A 23,695-nucleotide genomic window follows, 5' to 3' on the forward strand; every position below is an offset into this window, starting at 1 on the left:
CGGGGGACAAGGGGCGGAGCAGCGGCGCCCGGCCAAACAGCGCCGTCCGGAAGCGGACCGGCGATGATCCATCCCTCTCGAGCATCATCACGATCACGCGGCCTGATGTCCGGCCCTAGAACCGCGCCGTCAGGAACAGCCGCACGTTCCGCCCCGGCAGCAGGATCTCGTCCTTCTTGAACGAGGTCGAGTTGCGGATATCGTCGTTCAGGAGGTTGCGGCCCTGGAGGCCGAGGGTGATCGCGCTCGCCCCGTAGACCGCAGGATCGACGGCCTTGGTGTAGCTCAGTTCGGCGCGCAGGTCGTCGTAGCCGGGGGTCGGCGTCTCGTACACGGCCGTGGCGTCGTGGCTGAAGGCATGGAGCAGGTTCACCCGCGCGAACCACCCGTCGGCCCGCAGGTAGACGCCGCCGCCGAGCCGGTAGGGCGGGATGCGCGGCACGTTCGCGCCGTTGTCGAACTGGGCGCGGACGAAGTCGAACTGCGCCTCGACGCCGGCGAAGCCGTTGCCCACCGGCACGAGGTCGTACTGGCCGATGATCTCGGCGCCGTAGAAGGTCGCGTTCTGCTGCTGGTAGACGATCTGCCGGTTGTCGGTGCCGACGCCGCAGGAAGCGAAGTCGTCGTCGCAGGTCAGACCCGTGTAGTTCCGGTAGATGAAGCCGGTGTAGCGGGTGAAGTAGCCGGTGGCGTCCAGGCGGAACGGTCCCTCGGCCCGCCGGATGCTGGCCTCGACGGTCCGGGCGCGCTCCTTCTTGAGGTTCGGGTTGCCGATCTCGAAGGTCGCGGTGGCGTCGTGCGGGCCCTGCGAGAACAGCTCATAGCCCGTGGGCCCGCGCTCGACGTAGGAGCCGGTGAGGCTCGCCACGAAGCCGTAGGGCAGGTCCTGCAGGGCGCCGATGCTGGCGCTCTTCGGGGCGAAGCGCCGGGTGCGCGCGTACTGGAACGGCTCCTGTCCGTCGACCGGCACGTAGTCGGCGGGGAACTGCGCCGCCGTGCTCGAGAGCCGGTCGACCTCGTAGCGCCCGGCCGCCTGCAGCCGCGTGCCCGGGCGCAGTTCCAGCTCCTCGAAGAGGTAGACCGCGTTCGCGCGCGACTCCGTCTTCGGCAGGAACGATTCGAGTTGCGTGTTGATCACACGCCGGTCCGACTGGAAGCCCAGAGCGCCGGTGAGCCTGCCGAACTCCGTGATGACCGGGACGTGCTGGAGTTCCAGGCGTCCCTCGGCCTCGCGGTTCTTGAAGATCGCCTGGACGCCCTCGATCCCGTCGTCGCCGATCCCGACCTCGTTGTGGCGGTAGACCGAGTAGCCCGCCCAGTAGCGGATCACCTCGAAGGGCCCGTCGAGCGGACGGTACTCGCCCCGCGACAGGACCCGGTCCTGGTTCGGGGTCAGGCGGGTCCGGTCCTGCTCGGCGACGCCGCCGGGGATCGCGTAGACCGCGTCGTAGTGGCTGAAGGAGATGCCCACGAAGCCGCGGTCGCCGATCGCCGAGATGCCGACCGCGCCGCCCTGCGACTCGTTGTAGGAGTTGCGCTGGATCCCGCCGGGGATCGCGTAGCTGTCGTTGGCAGTCTTGAAGCCGTCGGCGTGGACCGCGATGCCGTCGCCGCCGGCATCCACCGTGGCGGCCCCGAGCCGGCCGTTATCCACGCTGGAGAAGCCGCTGGTGACCTGGCCCTGCACCCCGTTCGCCGGGATGAAGGTCGGCACCCGGTTGTTATCGGCCGAGACGACGCCGCCGATGGCCCCCGAGCCGTAGCGCAGGGTCGCGGGACCGCGGATCACCTCGATCCGGTCGGAGACCAGCGGGTTGACCGGCACGGCGTGGTCCTCGCCGAGGTCGGACACGCCGCCGTTGACGATGCCGTTCTCCTGGATCCGCACCCGCGCATTGTCGAGGCCGCGGATGATCGGCCGGGACGCCGCGCCCGGCGCGTAGGTCGTGCCCGAGATGCCCGGCCGGTCGAACAGGGCGTCACCCAGGGTCCGCGGCTGGTCGCGCGCGATCTGGTCCTGGGTCACCACGGTGACCGGCGAGAACGTGTTGGTCGCCACCGGCAGGACGCCGATCGGCACCGCCGCATCCGCCGCGACCGCGCCGCGCGACGGCTGGATCGGGCTCGGGCTGGTGACGCTGATCTCGTCGAGGGCGACGGCCTGCTGCGCCCGCGCGGCGGAGGGCGTGAGGAGGCCGGCGCAGACGGTCGAGGACAGGACCGTGCTGGTGAGGAAGCCGAAGCGGCGCGAGGGAAGCATCGAGACTCACACAGTGTTATATCGTTTCATTGTTGCGGTGCCTCGGTCTGGTGCAAGCGTTAATCCCTCCGGTGTCGGACACGGCCGAGAAACGTTACATCGTTGCAACAGCGATCCGGGCGGCGCGCCCGCCCAAGCTCAAGACGCCGGTTGACTTTGAAACGTTATAACATTTTGATCGCGTCATGACTCAGCGCGACACCCGCCTTCCCGTCACCGTCCTGTCCGGCTTCCTCGGGGCCGGGAAGACGACACTTCTCAATCACGTGCTCACCAATCGCGACGGCCGCCGCGTCGCGGTGATCGTCAACGACATGAGCGAGGTGAACATCGACGCGGATCTGGTCCGCGCCGGAGGCGCCGACCTGTCCCGGACCGACGAGACGCTCGTCGAGATGACCAACGGCTGCATCTGCTGCACCCTGCGCGACAACCTGCTCGCGGAGGTGCGGCGGCTGTCGGAGACGGGGCGGTTCGACTACCTGCTGATCGAGGGGACCGGCATCGCCGAGCCGCTGCCGGTCGCCTCGACCTTCTCGTTCCGCGACGAGGCCGGCCGCTCCCTGTCGGATCTCGCCCGGCTCGACACGATGGTCACGGTGGTCGACGCGGTGAACCTGCTGAAGGATTACGGCTCGGCCGCCTTCCTGCGCGAGCGCGGCGAGACCGCCGGCGCCGAGGACACGCGCACGCTCGTGGACCTGCTCGTGGAGCAGATCGAGTTCGCCGACGTGGTGGTGATCAACAAGGCGCACGACGTCTCCGCCGAGCATCTCGCGCTGGTCCGCTCCGTCGTGCGCGGCCTGAACGCCGACGCCCGCATCCTCGAGACCGATCACGGGCGCGCGCCGCTCGCCGCGATCCTCGATACCGGCCTGTTCGACGAGGAGAAGGCCCAGCAACACCCGCTCTGGTTCAAGGAACTCTACGGCGCCCACGCGCACGTGCCGGAGACCGAGGAGTACGGCATCGCCTCCTTCGTCTACCGGGCCCGGCGACCCTTCGACCCGGAGCGCTTCAACGCCTTCGTCAACGCCACGTGGCCGGGCCTGATCCGCGCGAAGGGCCACTTCTGGCTCGCGACGCGGCCGGACTGGGTCGGCGAGTTCTCCCTGGCGGGCGCCGTGGCCCGGGTCTCGGCGATGGGGTTCTGGTGGTCGGCCGTGCCGCGGCGGCGCTGGCCGGAGGCGCCCGAGTTCCGGGCGCGCCTTCAGGACGTCTGGAGCGAGGTCTGGGGCGACCGGCGCCAGGAGCTGGTCTTCATCGGCACCGGCATGGACGCCGCGGCGCTCACGGCAGCGCTGGACGCCTGCCTGATCGAGACCGGCGCGGACCGGGCGCCGTTCGATCCCGCGCCCTATCGCGGCCTGCCGGACCCGTTCCCGGCCTGGCGCCGCGCGGCCTGAGGGCGACGGTCAGGTGGCCAGCGCCTCTGCCTCGTCCTCGGCCTCGATCTCGGCATCCGCCTCGGTCGTCTGACCGGATGCGCCGGCCGCCTCCGCGAGGCCGCGGGCCGCCTTGCGCAGGAGCTTCCGGAGGCGGCGGCGGTCGGTCTTGTCGAGGTGGTCGAGCAACTCGGCCTCGACCTCCTCCTGGATCCGCTCGATGGCCTCGGCCTTGGCCCTCCCGGTCTCCGTGAGCTGGACCCGCACCACACGGCCGTCGCCCGATTCGGCCCGGCGCTCGACGATGCCGAGGGCCGCGAGCCGCGTGACGGTCTTGGAGGCGGTGGGCGGCCGGACACGCAGCAGGGCGGCGAGATCGCCCATCGTCATCGTGCCGGCCGCTGCGAGCGCCTGCACCACCTGCTCCTGGCCGGCGAACAGGCCGAGCTTCGCCAGACGATCGCCGGTCCGTGCCCGGTGCAGGCGCGCCGCCTGCACCAGCGCCCAGCCGACGCTGCGCACGCCGGGCGGCCTCAGCTTCTTGGACGGGAGTCCGAGCACCGCGGCCTCGTCCTGATGATCGCGCTTCTGCTTGTCGCCCACCGGAGCGCCCGAATTAGAGCCGGCGGCCGCCGGACGATCCTGAATCTGCACCGTCCACCCCCATCAAGCGGCCGCCCAGGTCCCTGTGGCGCCGACCGGTGACGGTGCGATGACGGGGCTGGCGCGGAGGCCCGCTCAGCAGTGCATGAGACGCTGGAGACGGTCCAGGATGTCCTCGCCGGTGCAGGGACGGGCGATGAACTCGGCATGCTCGGGCATGCGGGCCGGGTCCGGGGCCGCGCGCCCGGACACGATCAGGATCGGCAGTTGCGGCCGCGCCTCGGCCACGGAGCTCGCGAGGTCGAAGCCGTCGGTCTTGCCCGAGAGCTGCACGTCCGTGACCAGCCCGCAGATGTCCGGGCGCGCCTGCAGGATGCTGAGCGCCCGCTCGGCCGAGGCACACTGGACGGTGTCGTAGCCGCCTTCCTCCAGCACGTCCCCGAGGTCCATGATCGTCAGCGCCTCGTCCTCGACGAGGAGGATTACCGGCCGATCGCCGCTCGAACCCGTCTGCTCGCTCGCCACTGTGTACTCCCTTCGGCAGCACCCGGCCGCGCGGGCCGCCGCACGCATCTCCAGCCGTAGGCCCAACGGCAGAAACGGTCCCGGGTTGCAGGCCGGCACGGGGGCTCGTCACGGGAAAGTGGAACGCGCGGCCCTCATGTCGATGCCGGCGCCAGCTCGGTCACCACCCCGGCGACGGCCTCGACGAGCCGGTCGAGATCGGCCGCACCGATCGTGAGCGCGGGGGTGAGGTAGACGATGTCGCCGAAGGGCCGCACCCAGACGCCGCGGGCGAGCAGTTCCGCCTTCAGGACGGTCAGATCGGGCGCCCGCGCGAACTGGACCGCGCCGATGGCCCCGAGGACCCGGACATCGGCCACGCCGGGCACACGCCGCAGCGGCTCCAGCCCCGCGGCGAGGCGCTCCGCGATGGCGCGGGCCTGGCTCAGGCGCGGCTCGGTCTCGAACAGGTCGAGGCTGGCATTGGCCGCCGCGCAGGCGAGGGGGTTGGCCATGAAGGTCGGGCCGTGCATCAGCGCCGCCGCCGGATCCTCGGACCAGAACGCCGCGAACACCTCCGTGCGGGCGACCGTGGCGGCGAGCGCCATCGTGCCGCCCGTGAGCGCCTTCGACAGGCACAGGATGTCGGGCACGAGCCCCGCCTGCTCGCAGGCGAACAGGCTGCCGGTGCGCCCGAAGCCGGTGAAGATCTCGTCGGCGATGAGCGGCAGCCCGTGGCGGCGCGCCAGCCCGGCGACCGTCGCCAGCACCTCCGGCGGGTGCGTCCGCATCCCGCCGGCACCCTGGACCAGCGGCTCGACGATCACCGCCGCCAGGGTGTCGCGATGGGCCGCCAGGGCCGCGTCGAGCGCCGCGGTCTCGGCCGCGCTGCGCGGCAGGTCGCAGAAGATCTGGCTCGGCAGGTAGGCACCGAAGCGGCGATGCATGCCCTCCTCGGGGTCGCAGACCGACATCGCCCCCATCGTGTCGCCGTGGTAGCCGCCGCGGAACGCGAGGACCTTCGTCCGCCCGCTCACGCCGCGGTTGATCCACATCTGCGCCGCCATCTTGAGCGCGACCTCCACGGCGACCGAGCCCGAATCGCTGAGGAAGACGTGGTCGAGATCGCCCGGCAGCAGGGCGGCGAGCCGCCGGGCCAGGGCCTCCGCCGGCGCGTGGGTGAGGCCGCCGAACATCACGTGGGGCATGCGCGCGAGCTGGTCGGCCACCGCGCCCGCTATGTGTGGGTGATTGTAGCCGTGCACCGCGGTCCACCAGGAGGCGATGCCGTCCACGAGCTCGCGCCCGTCGGCGAGGCGGATGCGGGTGCCCTGGGTCGCGACCGCCTCCAGGGGCGGCGCCGCGCGGCGCATCTGCGTGTAGGGCCGCCAGAGATGGCCTGCGGGCGTTGCGAGGGTCATGCGCCTGGCATGATGTGGCCTCGGACGGGGGTCAAGGACCGGCACCCGCCGCTTGACATTGTCCGCGCGGCACCGCCCATCCCCGTCCCCATGGACAGCCTCGACGCTTTCGCCACCGGGAAACTCGACGCCCTCGAGGCCGGCAGCCTGCGCCGCAAGCTGGTGCCGACGGAGCGCGGCGCCGGCGCCGCGGCGGCGCGGCGGGGACGGGCGCTCGTCTCCTTCTCGTGCAACGACTATCTCGGCCTCTCGCATCACCCGCGGGTGATCGCGGCGGCCCAGGCCGCGGTCGCGAGCCACGGCGCGGGGGCGGGCGGGTCGCGGCTCGTGACCGGCGACCACCCCTATCTCGGCGCCCTGGAAGCCGGCCTCGCGCGCCACAAGGGCACGGAGGCCGCCCTGGTCTTCGGCAGCGGCTACCTCGCCAATCTCGGCATCACCCCGGCGCTCGCCGGGCGGGGCGACCTCGTCCTGCTCGACGAGCTGTCCCATGCCTGCATGTGGGCGGGCGCGCGGCTCTCGGGCGCGCGGGTCCTGACCTTCCGCCACAACGATCCCGGCGACCTCGCGGCGCGGCTCGCCGAGCACCGGCCGCACCACGGGCGCGCCCTCGTGCTGACCGAGCGCGTGTTCAGCATGGACGGCGACCGGGCGCCCCTCGGCGACATCCTGGGCATCGCCGAATCCTTCGGCGCCTGGACGCTGGTGGACGACGCCCACGGCATCGGCGTGGTCGAGGACGGACCGCGGGCGCCCCTGGAGATGGGCACCCTGTCGAAGGCGCTCGGCTCGTACGGCGGCTATCTCTGCGCCTCGCGCCCGGTCATCGACCTGATGACGAGCCGCGCCCGCAGCTTCGTCTACACCACCGGCTTGCCACCGGCCTCGGCCGCCGCGGCCCTGGAGGCGCTGGCGATCCTGGAGGCGGAGCCCGAGCGCCGGGCCCGTCCCCTCGCCCTCGCCCGGCGCTTCACCGCCCGCCTGGGCCTGCCGGAGGCCGAGAGCGCGGTCGTGCCGGTCCTGGTCGGCGAGGCGCAGGCGGCGCTCGACATCTCGGCGGCGTTGGAGGCGCAGGGCTACCTCGTGGTGGCAATCCGCCCGCCGACCGTGCCGGCCGGCACCGCGCGGCTGCGGGTTGCCTTCTCGGCCGCCCACGACGAGGCCCAGGTCGACGCCCTCGCGGAGGCCGTGGCCGCCCTGATCGGTTGAGCGCGGGCGCTTCTCGGTGATCGCGCCGATTCTCATATCTGCGGGCCGAACACGCGGCTGCGGACACCGTTCGTCTCTGCGAGCGCAGCGAAGCTGGCCAGGGCAGCGCGACTTCTGAGATCGTGGCGCCACACTGGATTGCTTCGCTGCGCTCGCAAAGACGGTGAGGGCGTCGCGACAACCTGCTAAGGCGTTTCGCGCATCGAGAACCCGATCCGGCTGCCCGAGGTCGGGCGACATCATCGAGAGGACGACGCCATGGACGCCACCGCGCTGCGAGCCCTCCAGGCTCCGATCAAGGACAAGTACCGCACCGCGCCGGACGCGGCGGTCATCACCTTGAAGGCCAGGGGCACGCTGGACGACACCAAGATCGCCTGCAAGGTCGAGACGGGCCGCGCCATCGCGGAGGCCGGGCTGCATCCGGCCACGGGCGGCTCGGGCGCGGAGCTGTGCTCGGGCGACATGCTGCTGGAGGCGCTGGTCGCCTGCGCGGGCGTGACGCTCAAGGCGGTGGCGACCGCCCTGGAGATCCCGCTGCGCGCCGGCACGGTCAGCGCCGAGGGCGACCTCGATTTCCGCGGCACCCTCGGGGTCGACAAGGAGGCGCCGGTGGGCTTCCGCAACATCCGCCTGTTCTTCGAGCTCGACACCGACGCGCCGGAGGACAAGCTCGCGCAGCTCCTGAAGCTGACCGAGCGCTACTGCGTCGTGTTCCAGACCCTCAACCACAAGCCGGAACTGTCGGTCGCCGCGACGACGGCCTGACGGGGCGCACCATGGCGGGCGGCATCACCCAGGCCGAGTACTGGAACGGCGAGGTCGGGACGCGCTGGGCGCGCAATCAGGCCGTCCTCGACGCGATGTTCGTCCCGCTGACGGAGGCGCTCTTCGCTCGCGCGGGGCTCGCCCCGGGCGAGACGGTACTCGACATCGGCTGCGGCGCGGGCGCCACGACCCTGGAGGCCGCGCGCCGGGTCGGGCCCGCCGGGAGCGTGACGGGCGCCGACATCTCGGCGCCGCTCCTCGCCGTGGGGCGGGAGCGCGCCGAGGCGGAGGCCCCCGGGAGCGCGTCGCTCCGGTTCGTCGAGGCCGATGTCGAGACGGCCGATCTCGGCCGGTTCGACCACGTCGTGTCGCGGTTCGGCGTGATGTTCTTCGCGGATTCCGCCCGCGCCTTCGCCAACGTGCGCCGGATGCTTCGGCCGGGCGGCCGGATGACCTTCCTGTGCTGGCGACCCCTCGCCGAGAACCTGTGGGTCGGCGTGCCGCGTGACGCGGTGCTGCCGCTCCTGCCGGAGGTGCCGCCGCCGCCGCAGCCCGACACGCCGGGTCCGTTCCGCTTCGCCGACGCCGACCCGCTCGTCGCGCTCCTGCGCAGCACCGGGTTCGACGCCGTCACCTGCGATGCCCTCGACCGGGACATCGTCCTCGGGCAGGGCGAGACCGACGCGGCGGCGGTCGCGGCGGCCACCCACGTCGCCCTGAACCTCGGGCCGAGCTCCCATCTCGTCCGCGAGGCCGCGCCGGATCTCCGGGCGCGCGCCGAGGCAGCCGTGGCGGAGGCCCTCCGGCGGCACGCGGCGGGGGGCGCCGTGCGCCTGCGCGCCGCCTGCTGGCTCGTCCAGGCGGGATAGGTTCCGCGCCGCTGCTCGCTCTCACCGTCTTCGCGAGCGGAGCGAAGCGATCCAGCCCGCGCGACGATCCGGGGCGTCCCGCTGCCCTGGGTCACTGCGCTGCGCGCGTGATGACGAAGGGCGCGACGGCCGCCGAAGGGTCGATCAGAAACGGTATCAGAGACCCAGCGCGCCGCCGTCCGAGCGCGGGTCGTGGGTCGCCTCGATCCGCCCGTTCCGGGGATGGCGGACCAGCATGCCGGCATGGCCGAGCGAGTCGATGTAGGAGCCGCCGAGTTCCTCGATCTCGTGGCCGAGTCGGCCGAGGGCCGCGATGCAGGCCGGATCGAACCGATCCTCCACCTTCACGCTGAGGGAGGGCGCGCCCCAGGTGCGCCCGTAGAGCAGGCGCGGCGCGTCGACCGCGTCCGCCACCGACATCCCGTAATCGGCGTAGCGGGTGAAGATCTGGGCCTGGAACTGCGGCTGCCCGTCGCCGCCCATGCTGCCGTAGCTCATCACCCGCCCGTCGTCGAAGGCGGCGAGCGCCGGGATCAGCGTGTGGAACGGGCGCCGGCCCGGCTCCAGGGGATTCACGGCCTTCGGGTCGAGGGAGAACGACATGCCCCGGTTCTGCCAGCAGATGCCGGTGGCGGGCAGGACCGTGCCGGAGCCGTACTCCCAGTAGACCGACTGGATGTAGGAGACGGCGCGGCCGTCCTTGTCGATGGCGCCCATCCAGACCGTGTCGCCGTGACCGGGATCGGGCAGGGGCACCCCGGCGGCGCGGCCCATGTCGACGAGCGCGGCCTCGCGGGCGAGCCGGTCCGGGGTCAGGAAGGTGGCGGGATCGTGCCGCAGGCGGGCGAAATCGGTGACCACCCGGTCGCGGATCGCGAAGGCCCGCTTCGTCGCCTCGATCAGCCCGTGGTAATGGGCCGTGGTCTCGGGCTCGGCGATGTTGAGACGGTCGAAGATCCCGAGGATCAGGAGCGCCGCGAGCCCCTGGGTCGGCGGCGGGAAGTTGTAGAGCGTCGCGTCGCGGCGGCGGATCGACAGGGGCGCCCGCTCGACCGCCGCGAAGGATTCCAGATCCGCCCGGGTGACCGGCGCGCCGAGGCGCTCCAGGTCGGCGGCGATCTCCCGGCCGATATCGCCACGGTAGAAGTCGCCGAGGCCCGCATGGGCGAGCTGCTCCAGGGTGGCGGCGAGCAGCGGGAGGCTCCGGGTCTCGCCGGCCGGGAACGGCTTGCCATCCTTCAGGAACGTCCGCGCGAAGTTCGGGGCGTTGTGGAGCGTGTCGAGTTCCTGGGGCACGTAGCGCGCCTCCGACGGGGAGACGGGCACGCCGGCCCGCGCCTGCGCGATCGCGTCGGCCAGCAGGGTCTCCAGCGGGAGGCGGCCGCCCAGCGCCCGCGCCAGCTCCAGGGCGAGGCGCCAGCCGCCCACCGCGCCGGCGACCGTCACCATCGCGTCGGGGCCGCGGGCGGGGATCGCGTCGTAGCCCTTCTCGCGGTAGCGCGGGATCGTGGCGAGGCGCCCGGCCGGACCGCAGGCCTCGATGCCGCGCACCCGCCCGCCGCGCTCGCGCACCAGCCAGAAGCCGTCGCCGCCGATGCCGTTCATGTGCGGGTAGACCACCGCGATGGAGGCGGCCATCGCCACCATCGCCTCGATGGCGTTGCCGCCCTGCGCCAGGACGGTCTGCCCCGCCTGGGCGGCGAGGCTGTGGGGCGCGGCGACGGCGGCGGACGTGAAGACGGGGGTCTCGGGCATCGACGGTCCTGTGGTGTACCGGCCGCAGGGTTAGGCGAGCGCGCGGCTCCTGCAAAGGTCGAGCGTGCTCGACCAGCACGCCGTGCTATCCTGCGGCCCGCACTGTCGCCGACAAGCGGCCCATGGTCCGGAAGCTCATAGCCCTGTTTGCCCTGGCCCTGTCGGCCGTGCCCGCCGCGGCCCAGCAGCACGTGCCCTCGGTCTTCGAGGGCGCGGGCGCCGATCCGCGCGTCTCGGTCTCCCAGCCGGAGACCACCAGCCAAGCCTCCGGCGGCTACGTCCGCTCGGTCGAACCCTCGCTCGGCCCGCTCGGCGATCCGCTGGGGATCCGCCCGGTCCTGAAGGAGCGGGGCATCGAGTACAGCCTGACCTACATCCTCGACGTGCTCGGCAACCCGGTCGGCGGCCTGCGGCAGGGCGCGATCGTCGAGGACCGCCTCAACCTGCGCCTCAACCTTGACCTCGACAAGCTCGCGGGCTGGCAGGGCGCGACGGTCCACGCCAACACCTACTTCATCCACGGCACCGGCCTGTCGCGCTACTATGTCGGCAACCTGCTCACGACGAGTGTCATCGAGGCGCTGCCGTCGACGCGGCTCTACGTTCTCTGGCTCGACCAGAGCCTGATGGACGGAAAGCTCGGGATCCGGATCGGCCAGCAGGCCGCCGATACCGAGTTCTTCGTCAGCCAGACCGCGACCCTGTTCGTGAACTCGACCTTCGGCTGGCCGGCCATCACCGGGCTCGACCTGCCGAGCGGCGGCCCGGCCTACCCGCTCGCGGCGCCGGCGATCCGGGCCAAGTACGTGCCGGGCAACGGCTTCTCCCTGCAGGTCGGCCTCTACGACGGCGATCCGGCCGGCGCGAACCGCCCCGGTCGGGATCCGGAGGCGCAGCGCCTCGACCGGACGGGCACGAATTTCCGCCTGCGCGATCCGGCCCTGGTCATCGCCGAGGCCACCTACGCGTACAACATCGCGCCCGGCGCCCGGGGATTGCCCGGGGACATCACCCTCGGCGGCTGGCAGCATTTCGGCCGGTTCGACAGCCTGCGCTTCGACATCACCGGCGTGCCGCTGGCCGACCCGAACGCCACCGGGATCGGACGGCCGGTGCGCGGCAATGCCGGCCTCTACGCGATCTACGACCAGACCCTCTACCGGGAATCCGGCAAGGACGACGAGGGCCTGGGCTTCTTCGTGCGCGCGGCGTGGTCGCCCACGCGTTCAAGCCTGATCGACGCCTACGTGGATACCGGCCTCGCCTACAAGGGCCTGTTCGAGGGGCGCGACGACGACACGATCGGACTCAGCTTCGCCTACGCCCGCATCGGCGACGACGCCCAGCGGGCCGACCGGGACACGATCCTCTACACCGGGATGCCGATGCCGCGCCGCCGCGCCGAGGCGGTGATCGAGGCGACCTATCAGGCGGTGGTCGTGCCGGGCTTCACGGTGCAGCCCGACGCGCAGTACGTCATCCGGCCCGGTGCCGGCGTCGCAGGTCCGGACGGGCGCCGGCTGCGCAACGCGGCGGTGCTCGGCCTGCGCGCGACCGTGCAGTACTGAGCCGGCCTGCGACCGCGGCACCCGGAACGCTCCCGGGCCTCCACCTCTTTCAGCAGCATGTTGATTTTCGAGTGGGTCGTCGGCGTCCTGTTCGGCGCCGTCCTCCTGGCCGGCGTCGCGCGCCGGCTCGGTGCGCCGTATCCCGCCTTCCTGGCGCTGGGCGGCGTCGGCCTCGCCTTCGTGCCCGGCGTCCCGAACCTGCGGCTCGATCCCGAACTGGCGCTCGCCCTGTTCCTGGCCCCGGTCCTGCTCGATGCCGGGTTCGATGCCTCGGTGCGGGACCTGAAGGAGAACTGGCGCGCGGTGCTCGGGCTCGCGGTCGGGGCCGTGGCGGTGACGACCGTCGCGGTCGCGGTCGTGGCGCGGCTCGTCGTGCCGGACATGCCGCTCTCCGCCTGCATCGTGCTCGGCGCCGTGGTCGCGCCGCCCGACGCCGTGGCGGCGCTGGCGGTGCTCAAGCACGCGCCGATGCCGCACCGGCTCGCCACGATCCTGCGCGGCGAGAGCCTGCTCAACGACGCGGCCTCGCTGCTGATCTACAGGCTCGGCGTGACGGCCGCGATGGCCGGCACCTTCCACCCGGCGGAGGTGGCGCCGGCCTTCCTCCTGGGTGTGGTCGCGAGCCTCGTCGTCGGCCCCTGCCTCGGCCTGCTGTTCGTGGCCGTGACCCGGCGCGTGACCGATCCGGCGAGCGCGATCGTGCTCCAGTTCGTCGCCGCCTTCGGGATCTGGCTCGCCGCGGAGCGGCTGGAGCTGTCGGGGGTCCTGACCATCGTGACCTTCGCGGTGACGGTCGCCCGCCGGGCACCCGGCGTCACCGCGCCCCGCGCCCGGGTGATCTCCTACGCGGTCTGGGACACGGCGGTGTTCGTGCTCAACGTCCTGGCCTTCGTGCTGATCGGCATCCAGATCGACCCGATCCGGGATCGGTTGAGCGGCGCGGACGCGTGGCAGGCGCTGATCCTCGCGGGCGCGACCTTCGCCACCGTGGTCCTGACCCGCCTCGCCTGGGTGATGCCGACCACAGGGATCCGCGGGTTCGGCCTCCGGCAGGCCGGCGCCCCGGCGCGGCTGGGCCCGGGGATCGCCCTGTCGTGGGCTGGCATGCGCGGGATCGTCACCGTGGCGGCCGCCCTGGCGCTGCCTGCCGAGTTCCCGCACCGGGATCTCGTGGTGGTGACCGCCTTCGTCACGGTGCTCGGCACCCTGATTATCCAGGGCCTGACCCTGCGGCCGCTGCTCGCCCGTCTGCGGCTGGAGGACGATGATCCGGTGGGCCGGGAGACCGGTCGGGCCCGCGCGGCGGCCTACGAGGCCGCCCTTGAGAGCCTCGCCGACGCCGAGAACGAGCCGGCGACCGACGCCCTGCGCGCCGAGTTCCGCGCGGCCCTCGCGGAGGCCGAGGCGCACGACGAGGGCTTGGCGCCGGAGAGCCTGCCGGCGGATGCCGCGCGGCGGCGCGCCGTCGAGGCCGCCCGCGACGCGGTGCTCGCCCTGCGCCGCCAGGGGCGGATCGGCGACGACGCCTACTACCTGCTGGAGGAGGAATTCGATTGGGCCGAGCTCAGCGCGACCCCGCGCGCGGAGACCTGAGCGCGCCCCGTCAGACGCCCTTGCGCGCCGCGATCCGGGCCTCGATCGCGTCCCAGACCGCGACCGACAGGTCGGGGCCCCCGAGTCGCTGGATCGCCCGGATGCCGGTGGGGGAGGTGACGTTGATCTCGGTGAGGTGCCCGTCGATCACGTCGATGCCCACCAGGATCAGGCCCCGCCGCGCCAGTTCCGGGCCGATCGTGGCGCAGATCTCGCGCTCGCGGTCGGTGAGCTCGGAGGCGGAGGCGGCGCCACCGCGGACCATGTTGGAGCGGATGTCGTTCGCGGCCGGGACGCGGTTGACCGCCCCCATCGGGACGCCGTCGACCAGGATGATGCGCTTGTCGCCCTCGGTGACCCGGTCGAGGTAGCGCTGCACGACCCAGGCCTCCCGGAAGGTCGTGGCGAACAGGTCGAACATCGAGCCGAAATTCGGGTCCTTCTCGGTGACCTTGAACACGGCCGCGCCGCCGTGCCCGTGCAGCGGCTTCATCGCCACGGTCCCGTGCTCCAGCCGGAAGGCCTCGATCTCCGCCTTGTCGCGGCTGATCAGCGTCGGCGGCATCAGCTCGGGGAAGTCGAGGACGAACAGCTTCTCGGGCGCGTTGCGCACCTCGAAGGGATCGTTGACCACAAGGGTCTCCGGATGGATCCGCTCGAGCATGTGGGTGGCCGTGATGTAGGCCATGTCGAAGGGCGGGTCCTGGCGCATCAGCACCACGTCCGCCTCGGCGAGGTCGATCCGCTCCGGCGGCGCCAGGGTGAAGTGCGCGCCCTCGACGTCCTGCACTCTCAGCCGCTCGACGCGGGCCGTCACGCGCCGGCCCTGCATCGAGAGCCGGTCGGGCGTGTAGTAGACGAGCGCGTGCCCCCGCCGCTGGGCCTCCAGCAGCAGGGCGAAGGTGGTGTCACCCGCGATCCGGATATTCTGGATCGGGTCCATCTGGACCGCGACGGTCAGGCTCATACCAAACGCCTCTCGCCAACGGCGGGCAACTCGACCGGGTCCCGTCTCAATCGTCGGACAGGGACTTGCTGCCCGTGCGCTTGTCGTAGTCGCCGATCGCCGCCCGGCATTCCGGGGACAGGCGCTTGCGGTTGCGCATCATGCAGCGATCCGCGTCCTGGCTGTTCGGATCGACGCCCGCGCAGAGGCGGAAATAGTCGTTCGCGCAGCCGAGCTGCAGGCCCTGATCCTCCCGCTGGGCGTAGGCGGGGCCGGCGGTCAGCGCGAACAGCGCCAGCGCCGCAGTAGCCAAGCCGCGGCGGCGGAAGGCGCGCAGGGATCGTTCCGGAACCAGTCGCATTCAGCGGTGTCCTCAATCTCGATCGGGCGGAGAGCCGACACGGCGGTCCCGCCATCGCCCGTGCCCGGCATATCGGTCGGGCCGGGCGGTAGGCAAGCGCCGAGGGTCCCGACGGGTTCCGCGCGGCAACGTCGCGGCCACGCTTCGCCGCGGTGTGGCGCGCGGGTCGCACAGCGCCGCCGCCCGGCGGGCCGTCCGCACATAAGAAGGCCCCGTCCGGATCGGACAGGGCCTCAAGTCGAAGGGAGGAAACGCCCGCCATGGGCGCGAACACCCACGCAATTCACGCGCCAACTCCTGCCAGCACCGAGATTCCCGGCGGGGGCCCGGAAAGACTCCGTTAACCACGTCGTGCTGGATTGTTTCGGTAGCCCTTGCCGACGCCCTCCGAAGGGCCCGGGCCAGATGCTCGGACCGCCGACAGGAGCCGGAGACCATGACCGTCATCAAGCCGCTGGAGACCGGCGAAGCCCGTTCGTCGAAGCCCGTCGCCGATCCGGCGCGCAGAGCTGCGCAGGCCCCGTCCGCCACCCTGATCCCGTTCCCGGGCGCGGAGGTGCGGCGGACCTGCCGGATCCCGCGCTCCGGCGAGCGGCGCGGCGAGATCCTCCTGTTCCTCGGCGTGCGCTACGAGCGCCTCGCGTCCTGAGGACGTCCCCGCGCATGTCCCCCCGGCCGCGCGACACCACCGACGGTTCTCCCATGTCAGCCCCGGATCGCCGGCAGCCCGACCGCGCGCGCACCGCGCTGCGCCTCGCCCCCGCCGGCGCCGCGCTCGCCCTGCTCGCGGCCTGCACCCAGAGCGGCGATTTCGGCCGGCCGCGCACGGGGGTCTGGAACGGGCTCATCGACACGACGGGCAGCTTCAGCACCCGGGATCGCGGGCGCGTCCTGCTCGATTCCGGCCTCACCGACGACGAACTGACCCTGCGCGACCGCGCGTGGCGGTTCGTCGCGCCGGCCAGCAACTTCACGGCCTTCCAGGACACGGTGTTCGGCCTCGCCAGCGCCCACGCGCTCCCGCCGACGTGGCGCTACGAGGAAGTCGGCGCCTATTACGAGGCCCTGACGGAGGAGCCGTCCCGCTCCCCAGTCTCCCGCTACCGGAAGCTCAGCGACGACGTGACCGCCGACGCGCGGCTGATCCCGCTCTTCGTAGCGCTGGCCGCCCGCGTCATCGACGCGGATGCCGCTCGCCTGCGCAGCCTGCCCTTCGCCAAGACCCTCGACGACGCCGCCGTGCGGGATGCCGTCCAGCGGGTCGCCGAGAACCGCTGCCTGATCGCCTGGGTGCGCTTCGAGGCCGGCCTGCGGCTCGCCCGCTACCGGTTCGCGCTGGAGCACCTGTTCGCGGCCGCGCCGGTGCCGGAATCGGTCTCGGCCGAGCGGTCCATCCTGATGCTGGCCGCGCGCCGCAACCTGCTCGACCCGCTCCTGCCGCCGGACGCCGCGGCCCGGTGCGGCCTCGGGCCGCTTCCGCTGCCGCCCCCACCGGTCGCGCAGGCGGAACCGCTGGTGGTCAAATACTGAGCGCTCGAGGCCGCCCGAGGATGAGGGTCGTGCCGCGCGGATGGCCGGAGGCCGGACTCCGCCGGCCCTAGTACTTCAGTCCGGTGTCGCAGAGGACGGTCACGGCGGTCGCGTCGCTGGGGAGGCGCCCGGACGACAGCAGCGCGACCGTCGCCGCGACGTTGGCCGCCGCCGAGTAGCCGACGTGCAGGCCCTCCCGCGTCGCCAGGGCCCGCCGCCACTCCTCGGTCGCCGCGTCGGTCACCGGGATGGACAGGTCCATCAGGCCGGCCGTCCAGTGCGGCGGGACGCTGCCATAGCCGGTGCCCTGGATCAGGTGCCGGTGCTTCGTGACCGGCAATCCGCCGAGGGGCTGACAGCCCGCCGGCTCGACCGCGGCGCAGATCAGGGACGGGTTGCGCGCGCGCAGGGCCGCGGCCACGCCGAGGAAGGTCGCGCCCGTGCCCACGGCCGCCACCCAGGCATCGACCCGGCCGGACGATTGCGCCCAGATCTCCGGTCCGGTCGTGTCGCGATGCGCGCGCACGCCCTCCGGCGCATGGAACTGGTCGATGTAGAAGCCGCCCCGCTCGGTCGCGACGCGCTCCGCCGCATCCGCGGCCGCCCGCACGTCGGCGCCGGTGACCTGCCCCGGGACGCCGTCCACCTGCGGCACCCGCACGACCTCGGCACCGAGCGCCTCGAGCATCCGCACGCGCTGGAGACTGTTCCCGGCCGACATCGTGACCACGAGCGGGTGCCCCAGGGCCGCGCAGGCCACCGCGAGGCCGGCCCCCATGTTGCCGCTGGTCATCTCCACCACGGGCGCCCCCGCGGCGAGGCGGCCGTCCGCGCGCGCGGACAGCAGGATGGCGCGGGCGGCGCGGTCCTTGACGCTGCCGCCGGGCTGCATGAACTCGGCCTTCGCGAGGATGCGGCCCGGACCGGGATGGACGCGGTCGAGGGCGACGCGCGGCGTGTTACCGATCAGATCGAGGGCGGATCGCGTGATCCCGGCGGCCGAGGACGGCATCGTCGCGGCGGCTGCAGTCATCGCGTCGGCGGGGCCGGCGCCGTCATCCGGGAGAACGCGGGGCCGCGGGGGCTCGGCACCGGTCGACCGGCGCCGCGGACCCGTGCGGCGTCCTCGCTCAGCGTCCCGCTCCCTTGCCCGACGCATCCTTGCCCGACGCGTCCTTGCCGGGCGTGTCCTTGCCGGGCGTGTCCTTGCCCGCGGACGCATCGTCCGTCGGCGTGTCGGTGGTGCAGGAGACGGCCTGGACGGCGGCGTTGGCGGCGGGCCTCTGGCTCGGGAGACCGGCGATCACCCGCACCACCACGAAGCCGCGCGCGTCGGGCGCGACGATGCGCACGTCGCGGCTCGGATCGTTCTCATCGTCGTCGGCCAGCGCCTCGTCGTACTGCGCCCGGGTCAGGATCACGAGATCCAGAGCCCCGCGGACCGCGGCCTGATCGGTCACCGCGTAGAACGCCCCGCGGCGGGCATGCGCGGCGAGCGAGAGCGACAGCGGACCAGTGCGGGCCGAGACGCGCATGGGCCCGTCCGCGAGGTTGTAGGCGCAGACGCCCACGGCGACCGCCGGATCCGGGATCGGCAGCCACGCCTCGGGCGGGGAGGGGTCGTCGCCGGTCGCGACCGCGTAGATCGATTGCGGATGGTCCAAGTTCTCGCTGGTGCGGGCGCGCGAGACCGCGTCGGCCTCCGACAGGGCGGGGATCGCCAGGACCGCCGCGATGTGGACGATCCCGGCGAGCACGAGGCCGATCAGCGTGGCGTAGACGAAGCGCAGGCTCACGGGGCGCACCCCACGCGGGTGATGGCCGGCACGGCACTTCGGTCGAGGGACCCGACGCTGGCGGCGACCGGCGTATCGTACAGGCGCAGGGCGAGGCGGACCGGCCCGCTCGCCCGCGGGCTCGGGAGCCAGTTGCCCGGCTGGACATCCGGCGCGAGCGTGATCGTGAAGCGCCCGTCGGCCGTGCGCAGCACTTCCGTGGAGGTGAAGCCCTCGCGCAGCGGCGCGCGGCCGGGTTCGCGCGCGCCGCGCCCGGCGACCGTGACGGTCCAGGCGCGGGCGGGCGGCGTCGCGCCGCCGATCCGGTACGTGCAGGTCGCGTCGAGCGCCTGACCGGAATCATCGACCGCCGCGGTCAGAAGCAGGCCCTCACCGACCGCCAGGGGGATCTCGCCGCGGCGCGCGTTGACGGCGCGGGTGTAGGGATCGGCATTCGCCGCGCCGGCCCGCGGCCACGCGGTCCAGGCTCCGACCTGCACGCCGCCGAACGGGTAGCCGCCGCTCGTGGCCCAGTCGGCGCTGGCGAGTCCCAGGACGGCGCCCAGCGCCAGGGTGTAGGCGGCGAGGCCGGCGATCGAGCTCTTGCGCCAGAGGCGCAGGACGAAGCGCGCAGCGCCGTTGCGTGGGGCGCCGGCGAACACGGAGGTCCGACCGAGCGCCTCGGGGATCGTGAGCTTCATGCGCTCACCGCACCTCGGTGAAGCCGCCGACCGGGCGGGCGCCCTCGGCGACCTCGCGCAGCTGACCCGACGGCGGCGCCGCCGCCCGGTCGCCGGGCTTCCGGCCGGTCCTCGGCGCGCTTCCGGCGCCGGCAGGCGCGTCCGCGGCCGAGCCGGGCGCGCGCTCGACGGTGCGGAACAGGCCGTTCAGGCCGCTGATCACCTCGAAGGAGCGGCGCGAGAGCTTGCCGTAGGCGCTGGCATTGGGATCGGTCGGCGCGGTCGGGCCGCCGGAGGCCTGCTGCTGGGCGGCGCGCGGGCTCTCCTTCAGGCCGGGCAGGCCCTTGATCTCGATGCCCTGGTGGGCCGGCTCCATGACGTCGTGCCAGAGCTGGGCCGGGAGGGAGCCGCCGGTGAGCTTGTTGGTCGAGGTGTGGTCGTCGTTGCCGAACCAGACGGCGCCGACGTAATTGCCGGTGTAGCCGACGAACCACGCGTCCCGGTAGGCGTTCGTCGTGCCGGACTTGCCCGCCACCTTCACGCCCTCGAGCTGGGCCCGCTTGCCGGTGCCCTCCTCGACCACCTTGTTGAGCATGAAGTTCATGTCCGCCACGACCTGGGGCGAGAGAACCCGCTCGGGCGCCTCGTCGGCGTGGCGGTAGATCACCTCGCCGGACGAGTTCTTCACCTCGATGGCCGCGTAGGGCTTGGCGCGGAAGCCGCCGTTGGCGAACACCGCGTAGCCCGCCGCCTGGTCGATGACCGTCACCTCGTCCGAGCCGATCGGCATCGAGACCGTGTCGATCAGGTTCGAGGTGATGCCCATCTTGTGGGCGAGTTCCGTGATCTTCGCGCGGCCCGCCTTGGCGGCCTTGGCCTCATGGCTGATGCCCATCGCCTTGCCGAGGGCGATGGAGATCTTGATCGGGATCGTGTTGATCGACTTCGCCACCGCGAGCCACATCGGAACCCGGCCGGCATAGGAGCGGCCGTAATTCTGCGGGCACCAGTTGCCGATGCAGACGGGGCTGTCGACCACCGTCGTGTCGGGCTTGAACAGCCCGGAGGCGAGCGCGGCCGAGTAGACGTAGGGCTTGAACGAGGAGCCGGGCTGGCGCAGCGCGTCGGTGGCGCGGTTGAACTGGCTCTCGCCGTAATCCGCGCCGCCCACCATGGCGCGCAGCGCCCCGTCGGGATCGAGGATCACCATGGCGGCCTCGTCCACGTCGTAGGCGTCGCCGGATTTGCGCAGGATGTCGGCCACCGCCTCGTCGGCCCGCTTCTGGATCGCGAGGTCCAGCGGCGTCTTCACGGTCAGCACGCGGTCGTTGCGCAGCTTGCCCGCGTCGGCCATCGCCTTGATCTCGCCGAAGGCCCAGTCGAGGTAGTAGTCGGCGGTGATGTCGCGGGTGCGGGTCACCGGCGTCGCCGGGTTTCGGAGCGCCGTCTGGATCTGGCCCTCGGTGACGAAGCCCGCCTCCACCATGTTGTGCAGCACGTCCGCCGCCCGGGCGCGGGCCGCCGGCAGGTTGACGTGCGGGGCGTACTTGGTCGGCGCCTTGAACAGGCCCGCCAGCATGGCGGCCTCCGCGAGGCTGATGTCCTTGAGCGGCTTGCCGAAATAGTAGTCCGCCGCCGCCACCGCGCCGAAGGTGCCGCCGCCCATGTAGGCGCGGTCGAGGTAGAGCTTCAGGATCTCGTTCTTGGTGAGATGGCTCTCGAGCCACAGGGCCAGGAAGGCCTCGTTGACCTTCCGCTCCAGCGAGCGCTCGTTCGTCAGGAACAGGTTCTTGGCGAGCTGCTGGGTGATCGAGGACCCGCCCTGCGTCCCGCTGCCGCCGCGGGAATTGTTCACCAGCGCCCGCAGCGTGCCGATCGGGTCGATGCCCCAGTGCTCGTAGAAGCGCCGGTCCTCGGTGGAGACCAGCGCCTTGATCATGATGTCGGGAAAGTCGTCGAGCTTCAGCGAGTCGTCGTGCTTGATCCCGCGCCGCCCGACCTCGGTGCCGTAGCGGTCGAGGAAGGTGACGGCCAGATCCTGCTGCTTCAGCCAGTTCTCGCTGGTGAGCTGGAAGGCGGGCTGCGCCAGCGCGAGCATCAGGATGGCGCCGCCGGTCCCGATCGTCACTCCCTCGCTCGTCAGGTCGAGGGCGACGCGCTTCCAGCCGCGCACCGCGAAGCGGCTCATGACGCGCTGGAAGCGCTCGTAGGCCTGACCCGTGGACTGGCCGCCGTCGTACAGGCTCGCGTTGACCCAGGCGTCGAAGGCGAGGGCGGCGCGTTCGAGGCGGACCTTGATCTCGGTGAACGTCGGCAGGCGCACGATGTCGAACCCGGCTTGTCGAGCGCCTCTGCGGCGGAACCTGGCGGCGGATGGTCGGGCGCCCGCGCCGCGGACACGAACCCTGCCGGCGCCACCGCACGGCATCCGACGTCCATAGCAGGATCCGGAACCGGCGGCGAGGCTCTGCGCAGTCTCGTGATTCGCCGCGGACGAGCTTGGCCGTAACGCACGACGGGGCGATCCGGTCGCATGGCAATCGCAGGGCGGCCGTCGGCGACACTCGGCTGCCACGCTTGCAGCGGTGCTGCGCCTCGGGCAGAGAGGCGGCTTCCCATCCGAGAGACTTTCCCGATGCCCAAGCCCGAGGCGCCGCGCCGCGGGGCGGTCGAGCCGTTCTGGCGGACCAAGACGCTCGAAGCCATGACCCCGTCCGAGTGGGAGAGCCTGTGCGACGGCTGCGGCCGGTGCTGCCTGATGAAGCTCGAGGACGAGGATACCGGCGAGGTCCATCACACCGATATCGGGTGCACCCTGCTCGACGGCCTCACCTGCCGGTGCCGCGACTACGCGCGGCGGCAGAAGCGGGTGCCCGACTGCGTGCGCCTGACGCCGGAGGCGGTGCGGTCGATCGCCTGGCTGCCGCCGACCTGCGCGTACCGGCTCGTGCGCGACGGGCAGCCGCTCTACCCGTGGCACCCCCTGGTCTCCGGCCGGGCCGCGAGCGTGCACGAGGCGGGCATCTCGGTCCGCGGCCGGCTCGCCGGCAACGAGGAGGAATTCTCGGAGGACGAGTTGCCGGACCGGATCGTGGCTTGGCCGGGCCTCGATCCCGGCGCGGTGTGAAGCGACCGCACCGGACGTCCCCTCGAGCGATCGGCCGAGTTCGCGAGCCTCGGTCGGTACGCCCTAGCCGGCCCCGGCGTGCCGGCCGAGCAGCCGGCCTCCGGCCAATCCGTTCGCCGCGATCACGAGGGCGACCGCCGCCGCGTGGAACAGCAGGTCCGTGGCGGTGGCGTCGTGCGGGTGGACCGGCATCAGCAGCGCCGCCGCCGCCGCCGCCACCGCCAGCCCCCCGAGGGCGGCCGTGAGGTTCGGCCGCAGCGGGCAGGCGCGCCGCAGCATCACGACGATCAGCAGGGACAGCGGCACCGAGACGCAGATCAGGAAGCTGAAGCAGCCCGTGATCGCGTGCTCGCCGGGCAGGTCGGCCCCCGGCGCGATCCAGTCGCGCAGGCAGCCCAGGCCGCTCGCCCCGACCCAGAGGGCGAGGGGCGGCAGCGGCAGCAGCGCCCAGCGGCCGGACCGTCCCGGCACGCTGGTGGCGAAGGCCGCGTAGGCGGCCGTGATCGCCGTCAGTACGGCGCCCACCGCCGCGAGGGCCAGATCCGGCACATGCATGCGCAGCATGAAGCCGCCGGTCCCGACCCAGGCGGCGAGGACCACGCCGATCAGAAGCGTCACGCCGAGCCAGAGGGCCGCGCGGGCCTCCGGGGCCGGCAGCGGCCGCACGGGTTCGAGCCCGACCGCGAGTTCCTCGACCAGCCGCTCGTGGCGGGACAGGTCGCCGCCGGCCCAGTTGCTCCCCTCTCCGGGCATCACTCCCGCTCCTGCGTCAGGCTGGCCCGGAGCGCCTTCAGCGCCCGGTGCAGGTTCACCTTGAGGGCCCCCTTGCTGCGGCCGGTGAGGGCGGCGGTCTCGTCGAGCGACAGCTCGCGCAGGCCCAGGTGCTCGACCGCCTGCCGCTGGCCGTCGGGCAGGGCCGCCACCGCCCTGGCCAGGGCGGCGGCCCGGTCCCGCGCCTCCAGCCCGTGGCCGGGGGCCGGCCCCGGATCGACCTCCGCCTCGTAGGCCAGCGGGTCGTTGACCTCCCGCGGGCGCCGCCCGGCGCGGCGCAGCCGGTCGATCGCCCGCCGCTGGGTGATGGCGCGCAGCCAGGGCAGGAACGGCCGGGCCGGATCGTAGCTCGCCCGAGCCCGGTGGACGGTCATCAGCGCGTCCTGCACGACGTCGTCCACCGCCTCGCCGCGCACGCCCTGCGCCCGCGCGATCGCCGAGACCACGGGCAGACAGGCCTTCAGCAGCGCGCGATAGGCGGCCGCGTCGCCGCCCTGGGCCGCCGCCATCAGGGTCGCCAGTTCCTGTTCGAGCGCCATCCGGGCTCCGCCGTCGTTCCGTCCCCCGGCA

Annotated in this window: 22 protein-coding genes; 9 read left to right on the top strand and 13 right to left on the bottom strand. The window is 72.8% G+C overall.

Going from position 1 to position 23,695, the window contains the following annotated elements; translation table 11 throughout:
• Positions 1-115 precede the first annotated feature (115 nt).
• Positions 116-2,260 (bottom strand): TonB-dependent receptor, encoded by a 2,145-nt coding sequence (locus H288_RS0116410; protein ID WP_020093669.1) that lies wholly within the window; start codon positions 2,258-2,260, stop codon positions 116-118.
• Between the two features lie 185 nt (positions 2,261-2,445).
• Between H288_RS0116410 and H288_RS0116415 the strand changes: the two genes are divergently transcribed.
• Complete coding sequence (locus tag H288_RS0116415) at positions 2,446-3,666, top strand: GTP-binding protein (RefSeq protein ID WP_020093670.1); 1,221 nt, start codon at positions 2,446-2,448, stop codon at positions 3,664-3,666.
• A 9-nt stretch (positions 3,667-3,675) separates the two neighbouring features.
• On the opposite strand, the gene H288_RS0116420 is transcribed toward H288_RS0116415, so the two are convergent.
• From H288_RS0116420 to H288_RS0116430, 3 genes are all read right to left on the bottom strand, one after another.
• Complete coding sequence (locus H288_RS0116420) at positions 3,676-4,248, bottom strand: MarR family transcriptional regulator (protein WP_020093671.1); 573 nt, start codon at positions 4,246-4,248, stop codon at positions 3,676-3,678.
• 135 nt (positions 4,249-4,383) lie between these two features.
• A complete protein-coding gene (locus H288_RS0116425) occupies positions 4,384-4,773 on the bottom strand; it encodes a response regulator (RefSeq protein WP_020093672.1) in 390 nt (129 codons plus the stop codon).
• A 134-nt stretch (positions 4,774-4,907) separates the two neighbouring features.
• On the bottom strand, positions 4,908-6,173 hold the full coding sequence (locus tag H288_RS0116430) for an adenosylmethionine--8-amino-7-oxononanoate transaminase (RefSeq protein ID WP_020093673.1): 1,266 nt from the start codon (positions 6,171-6,173) through the stop codon (positions 4,908-4,910).
• Between the two features lie 90 nt (positions 6,174-6,263).
• Between H288_RS0116430 and H288_RS0116435 the strand changes: the two genes are divergently transcribed.
• From H288_RS0116435 to H288_RS0116445, 3 genes are all read left to right on the top strand, one after another.
• A complete protein-coding gene (locus H288_RS0116435; protein ID WP_020093674.1) occupies positions 6,264-7,382 on the top strand; it encodes an aminotransferase class I/II-fold pyridoxal phosphate-dependent enzyme in 1,119 nt (372 codons plus the stop codon).
• A gap of 258 nt (positions 7,383-7,640) precedes the next feature.
• Positions 7,641-8,150 carry an OsmC family protein gene (locus H288_RS0116440; RefSeq protein ID WP_020093675.1) on the top strand — a complete coding sequence of 170 codons (510 nt, stop codon included), beginning with the start codon at positions 7,641-7,643 and terminating at the stop codon, positions 8,148-8,150.
• Positions 8,151-8,161: 11 nt separating this feature from the next.
• On the top strand, positions 8,162-9,019 hold the full coding sequence (locus H288_RS0116445) for a class I SAM-dependent methyltransferase (protein ID WP_020093676.1): 858 nt from the start codon (positions 8,162-8,164) through the stop codon (positions 9,017-9,019).
• A gap of 156 nt (positions 9,020-9,175) precedes the next feature.
• Here the strand turns inward: H288_RS0116445 and H288_RS0116450 are convergent, their stop codons facing one another.
• Positions 9,176-10,774 (bottom strand): gamma-glutamyltransferase family protein, encoded by a 1,599-nt coding sequence (locus H288_RS0116450; RefSeq protein ID WP_020093677.1) that lies wholly within the window; start codon positions 10,772-10,774, stop codon positions 9,176-9,178.
• A gap of 122 nt (positions 10,775-10,896) precedes the next feature.
• Between H288_RS0116450 and H288_RS0116455 the strand changes: the two genes are divergently transcribed.
• Together H288_RS0116455 and H288_RS0116460 are read left to right on the top strand one after the other, a co-directional pair.
• Positions 10,897-12,342, top strand: a complete 1,446-nt coding sequence (locus H288_RS0116455; protein ID WP_020093678.1) for a carbohydrate porin — start codon at positions 10,897-10,899, stop codon at positions 12,340-12,342.
• Between the two features lie 57 nt (positions 12,343-12,399).
• Complete coding sequence (locus H288_RS0116460; RefSeq protein WP_020093679.1) at positions 12,400-13,935, top strand: sodium:proton antiporter; 1,536 nt, start codon at positions 12,400-12,402, stop codon at positions 13,933-13,935.
• A gap of 10 nt (positions 13,936-13,945) precedes the next feature.
• Here H288_RS0116460 and gshB read toward each other — a convergent pair whose 3' ends face one another.
• The gene (gshB, locus tag H288_RS0116465; RefSeq protein ID WP_020093680.1) at positions 13,946-14,902 is read right to left on the bottom strand and encodes a glutathione synthase; all 957 of its coding nucleotides are present in this window, start codon (positions 14,900-14,902) and stop codon (positions 13,946-13,948) included.
• Between the two features lie 46 nt (positions 14,903-14,948).
• A complete protein-coding gene (locus H288_RS0116470; RefSeq protein WP_020093681.1) occupies positions 14,949-15,242 on the bottom strand; it encodes a hypothetical protein in 294 nt (97 codons plus the stop codon).
• Positions 15,243-15,678: 436 nt separating this feature from the next.
• Between H288_RS0116470 and H288_RS0116475 the strand changes: the two genes are divergently transcribed.
• Both H288_RS0116475 and H288_RS0116480 read left to right on the top strand, forming a co-directional pair.
• On the top strand, positions 15,679-15,891 hold the full coding sequence (locus H288_RS0116475; protein WP_020093682.1) for a hypothetical protein: 213 nt from the start codon (positions 15,679-15,681) through the stop codon (positions 15,889-15,891).
• A gap of 53 nt (positions 15,892-15,944) precedes the next feature.
• Complete coding sequence (locus H288_RS0116480) at positions 15,945-16,772, top strand: hypothetical protein (protein ID WP_020093683.1); 828 nt, start codon at positions 15,945-15,947, stop codon at positions 16,770-16,772.
• A gap of 67 nt (positions 16,773-16,839) precedes the next feature.
• On the opposite strand, the gene H288_RS0116485 is transcribed toward H288_RS0116480, so the two are convergent.
• From H288_RS0116485 to H288_RS0116500, 4 genes are all read right to left on the bottom strand, one after another.
• Positions 16,840-17,805: a cysteine synthase family protein gene (locus H288_RS0116485; RefSeq protein ID WP_020093684.1), complete on the bottom strand. Its 966-nt coding sequence runs from the start codon at positions 17,803-17,805 to the stop codon at positions 16,840-16,842.
• 97 nt (positions 17,806-17,902) lie between these two features.
• Complete coding sequence (locus H288_RS0116490; RefSeq protein ID WP_020093685.1) at positions 17,903-18,577, bottom strand: hypothetical protein; 675 nt, start codon at positions 18,575-18,577, stop codon at positions 17,903-17,905.
• The gene (locus H288_RS0116495) at positions 18,565-19,248 is read right to left on the bottom strand and encodes a DUF1214 domain-containing protein (RefSeq protein WP_020093686.1); all 684 of its coding nucleotides are present in this window, start codon (positions 19,246-19,248) and stop codon (positions 18,565-18,567) included. Before H288_RS0116495 ends, H288_RS0116490 begins: the two co-directional genes overlap by 13 nt.
• Positions 19,249-19,252: 4 nt before the next feature.
• On the bottom strand, positions 19,253-21,550 hold the full coding sequence (locus tag H288_RS0116500) for a PBP1A family penicillin-binding protein (protein ID WP_020093687.1): 2,298 nt from the start codon (positions 21,548-21,550) through the stop codon (positions 19,253-19,255).
• A 312-nt stretch (positions 21,551-21,862) separates the two neighbouring features.
• Here H288_RS0116500 and H288_RS0116505 point away from each other — a divergent pair, with 312 nt between their 5' ends.
• A complete protein-coding gene (locus tag H288_RS0116505) occupies positions 21,863-22,354 on the top strand; it encodes a YcgN family cysteine cluster protein (RefSeq protein ID WP_020093688.1) in 492 nt (163 codons plus the stop codon).
• A gap of 63 nt (positions 22,355-22,417) precedes the next feature.
• Here the strand turns inward: H288_RS0116505 and H288_RS0116510 are convergent, their stop codons facing one another.
• Together H288_RS0116510 and H288_RS0116515 are read right to left on the bottom strand one after the other, a co-directional pair.
• Positions 22,418-23,107 carry an NrsF family protein gene (locus H288_RS0116510; protein WP_020093689.1) on the bottom strand — a complete coding sequence of 230 codons (690 nt, stop codon included), beginning with the start codon at positions 23,105-23,107 and terminating at the stop codon, positions 22,418-22,420.
• Positions 23,107-23,664, bottom strand: coding sequence for a sigma-70 family RNA polymerase sigma factor (locus H288_RS0116515; protein ID WP_020093690.1), 558 nt, complete (start codon positions 23,662-23,664; stop codon positions 23,107-23,109). The genes H288_RS0116510 and H288_RS0116515 overlap by 1 nt, the downstream gene beginning before the upstream one ends.
• Positions 23,665-23,695 lie beyond the last annotated feature (31 nt).

Source organism: Methylobacterium sp. 285MFTsu5.1, from assembly GCF_000383455.1.
GTDB lineage: Bacteria > Pseudomonadota > Alphaproteobacteria > Rhizobiales > Beijerinckiaceae > Methylobacterium.

Coding starts and splice junctions, on each gene's coding strand:
- H288_RS0116410 (WP_020093669.1), bottom strand. CDS start 2,260: ATGCTTCCCTCGCGCCGCTTCGGCTTCCTCACCAGCACGGTCCTGTCC.
- H288_RS0116415 (WP_020093670.1), top strand. CDS start 2,446: ATGACTCAGCGCGACACCCGCCTTCCCGTCACCGTCCTGTCCGGCTTC.
- H288_RS0116430 (WP_020093673.1), bottom strand. CDS start 6,173: ATGACCCTCGCAACGCCCGCAGGCCATCTCTGGCGGCCCTACACGCAG.
- H288_RS0116435 (WP_020093674.1), top strand. CDS start 6,264: ATGGACAGCCTCGACGCTTTCGCCACCGGGAAACTCGACGCCCTCGAG.
- H288_RS0116440 (WP_020093675.1), top strand. CDS start 7,641: ATGGACGCCACCGCGCTGCGAGCCCTCCAGGCTCCGATCAAGGACAAG.
- H288_RS0116445 (WP_020093676.1), top strand. CDS start 8,162: ATGGCGGGCGGCATCACCCAGGCCGAGTACTGGAACGGCGAGGTCGGG.
- H288_RS0116450 (WP_020093677.1), bottom strand. CDS start 10,774: ATGCCCGAGACCCCCGTCTTCACGTCCGCCGCCGTCGCCGCGCCCCAC.
- H288_RS0116455 (WP_020093678.1), top strand. CDS start 10,897: ATGGTCCGGAAGCTCATAGCCCTGTTTGCCCTGGCCCTGTCGGCCGTG.
- H288_RS0116460 (WP_020093679.1), top strand. CDS start 12,400: ATGTTGATTTTCGAGTGGGTCGTCGGCGTCCTGTTCGGCGCCGTCCTC.
- gshB (WP_020093680.1), bottom strand. CDS start 14,902: ATGAGCCTGACCGTCGCGGTCCAGATGGACCCGATCCAGAATATCCGG.
- H288_RS0116470 (WP_020093681.1), bottom strand. CDS start 15,242: ATGCGACTGGTTCCGGAACGATCCCTGCGCGCCTTCCGCCGCCGCGGC.
- H288_RS0116475 (WP_020093682.1), top strand. CDS start 15,679: ATGACCGTCATCAAGCCGCTGGAGACCGGCGAAGCCCGTTCGTCGAAG.
- H288_RS0116480 (WP_020093683.1), top strand. CDS start 15,945: ATGTCAGCCCCGGATCGCCGGCAGCCCGACCGCGCGCGCACCGCGCTG.
- H288_RS0116485 (WP_020093684.1), bottom strand. CDS start 17,805: ATGACTGCAGCCGCCGCGACGATGCCGTCCTCGGCCGCCGGGATCACG.
- H288_RS0116495 (WP_020093686.1), bottom strand. CDS start 19,248: ATGAAGCTCACGATCCCCGAGGCGCTCGGTCGGACCTCCGTGTTCGCC.
- H288_RS0116505 (WP_020093688.1), top strand. CDS start 21,863: ATGCCCAAGCCCGAGGCGCCGCGCCGCGGGGCGGTCGAGCCGTTCTGG.
- H288_RS0116510 (WP_020093689.1), bottom strand. CDS start 23,107: ATGCCCGGAGAGGGGAGCAACTGGGCCGGCGGCGACCTGTCCCGCCAC.
- H288_RS0116515 (WP_020093690.1), bottom strand. CDS start 23,664: ATGGCGCTCGAACAGGAACTGGCGACCCTGATGGCGGCGGCCCAGGGC.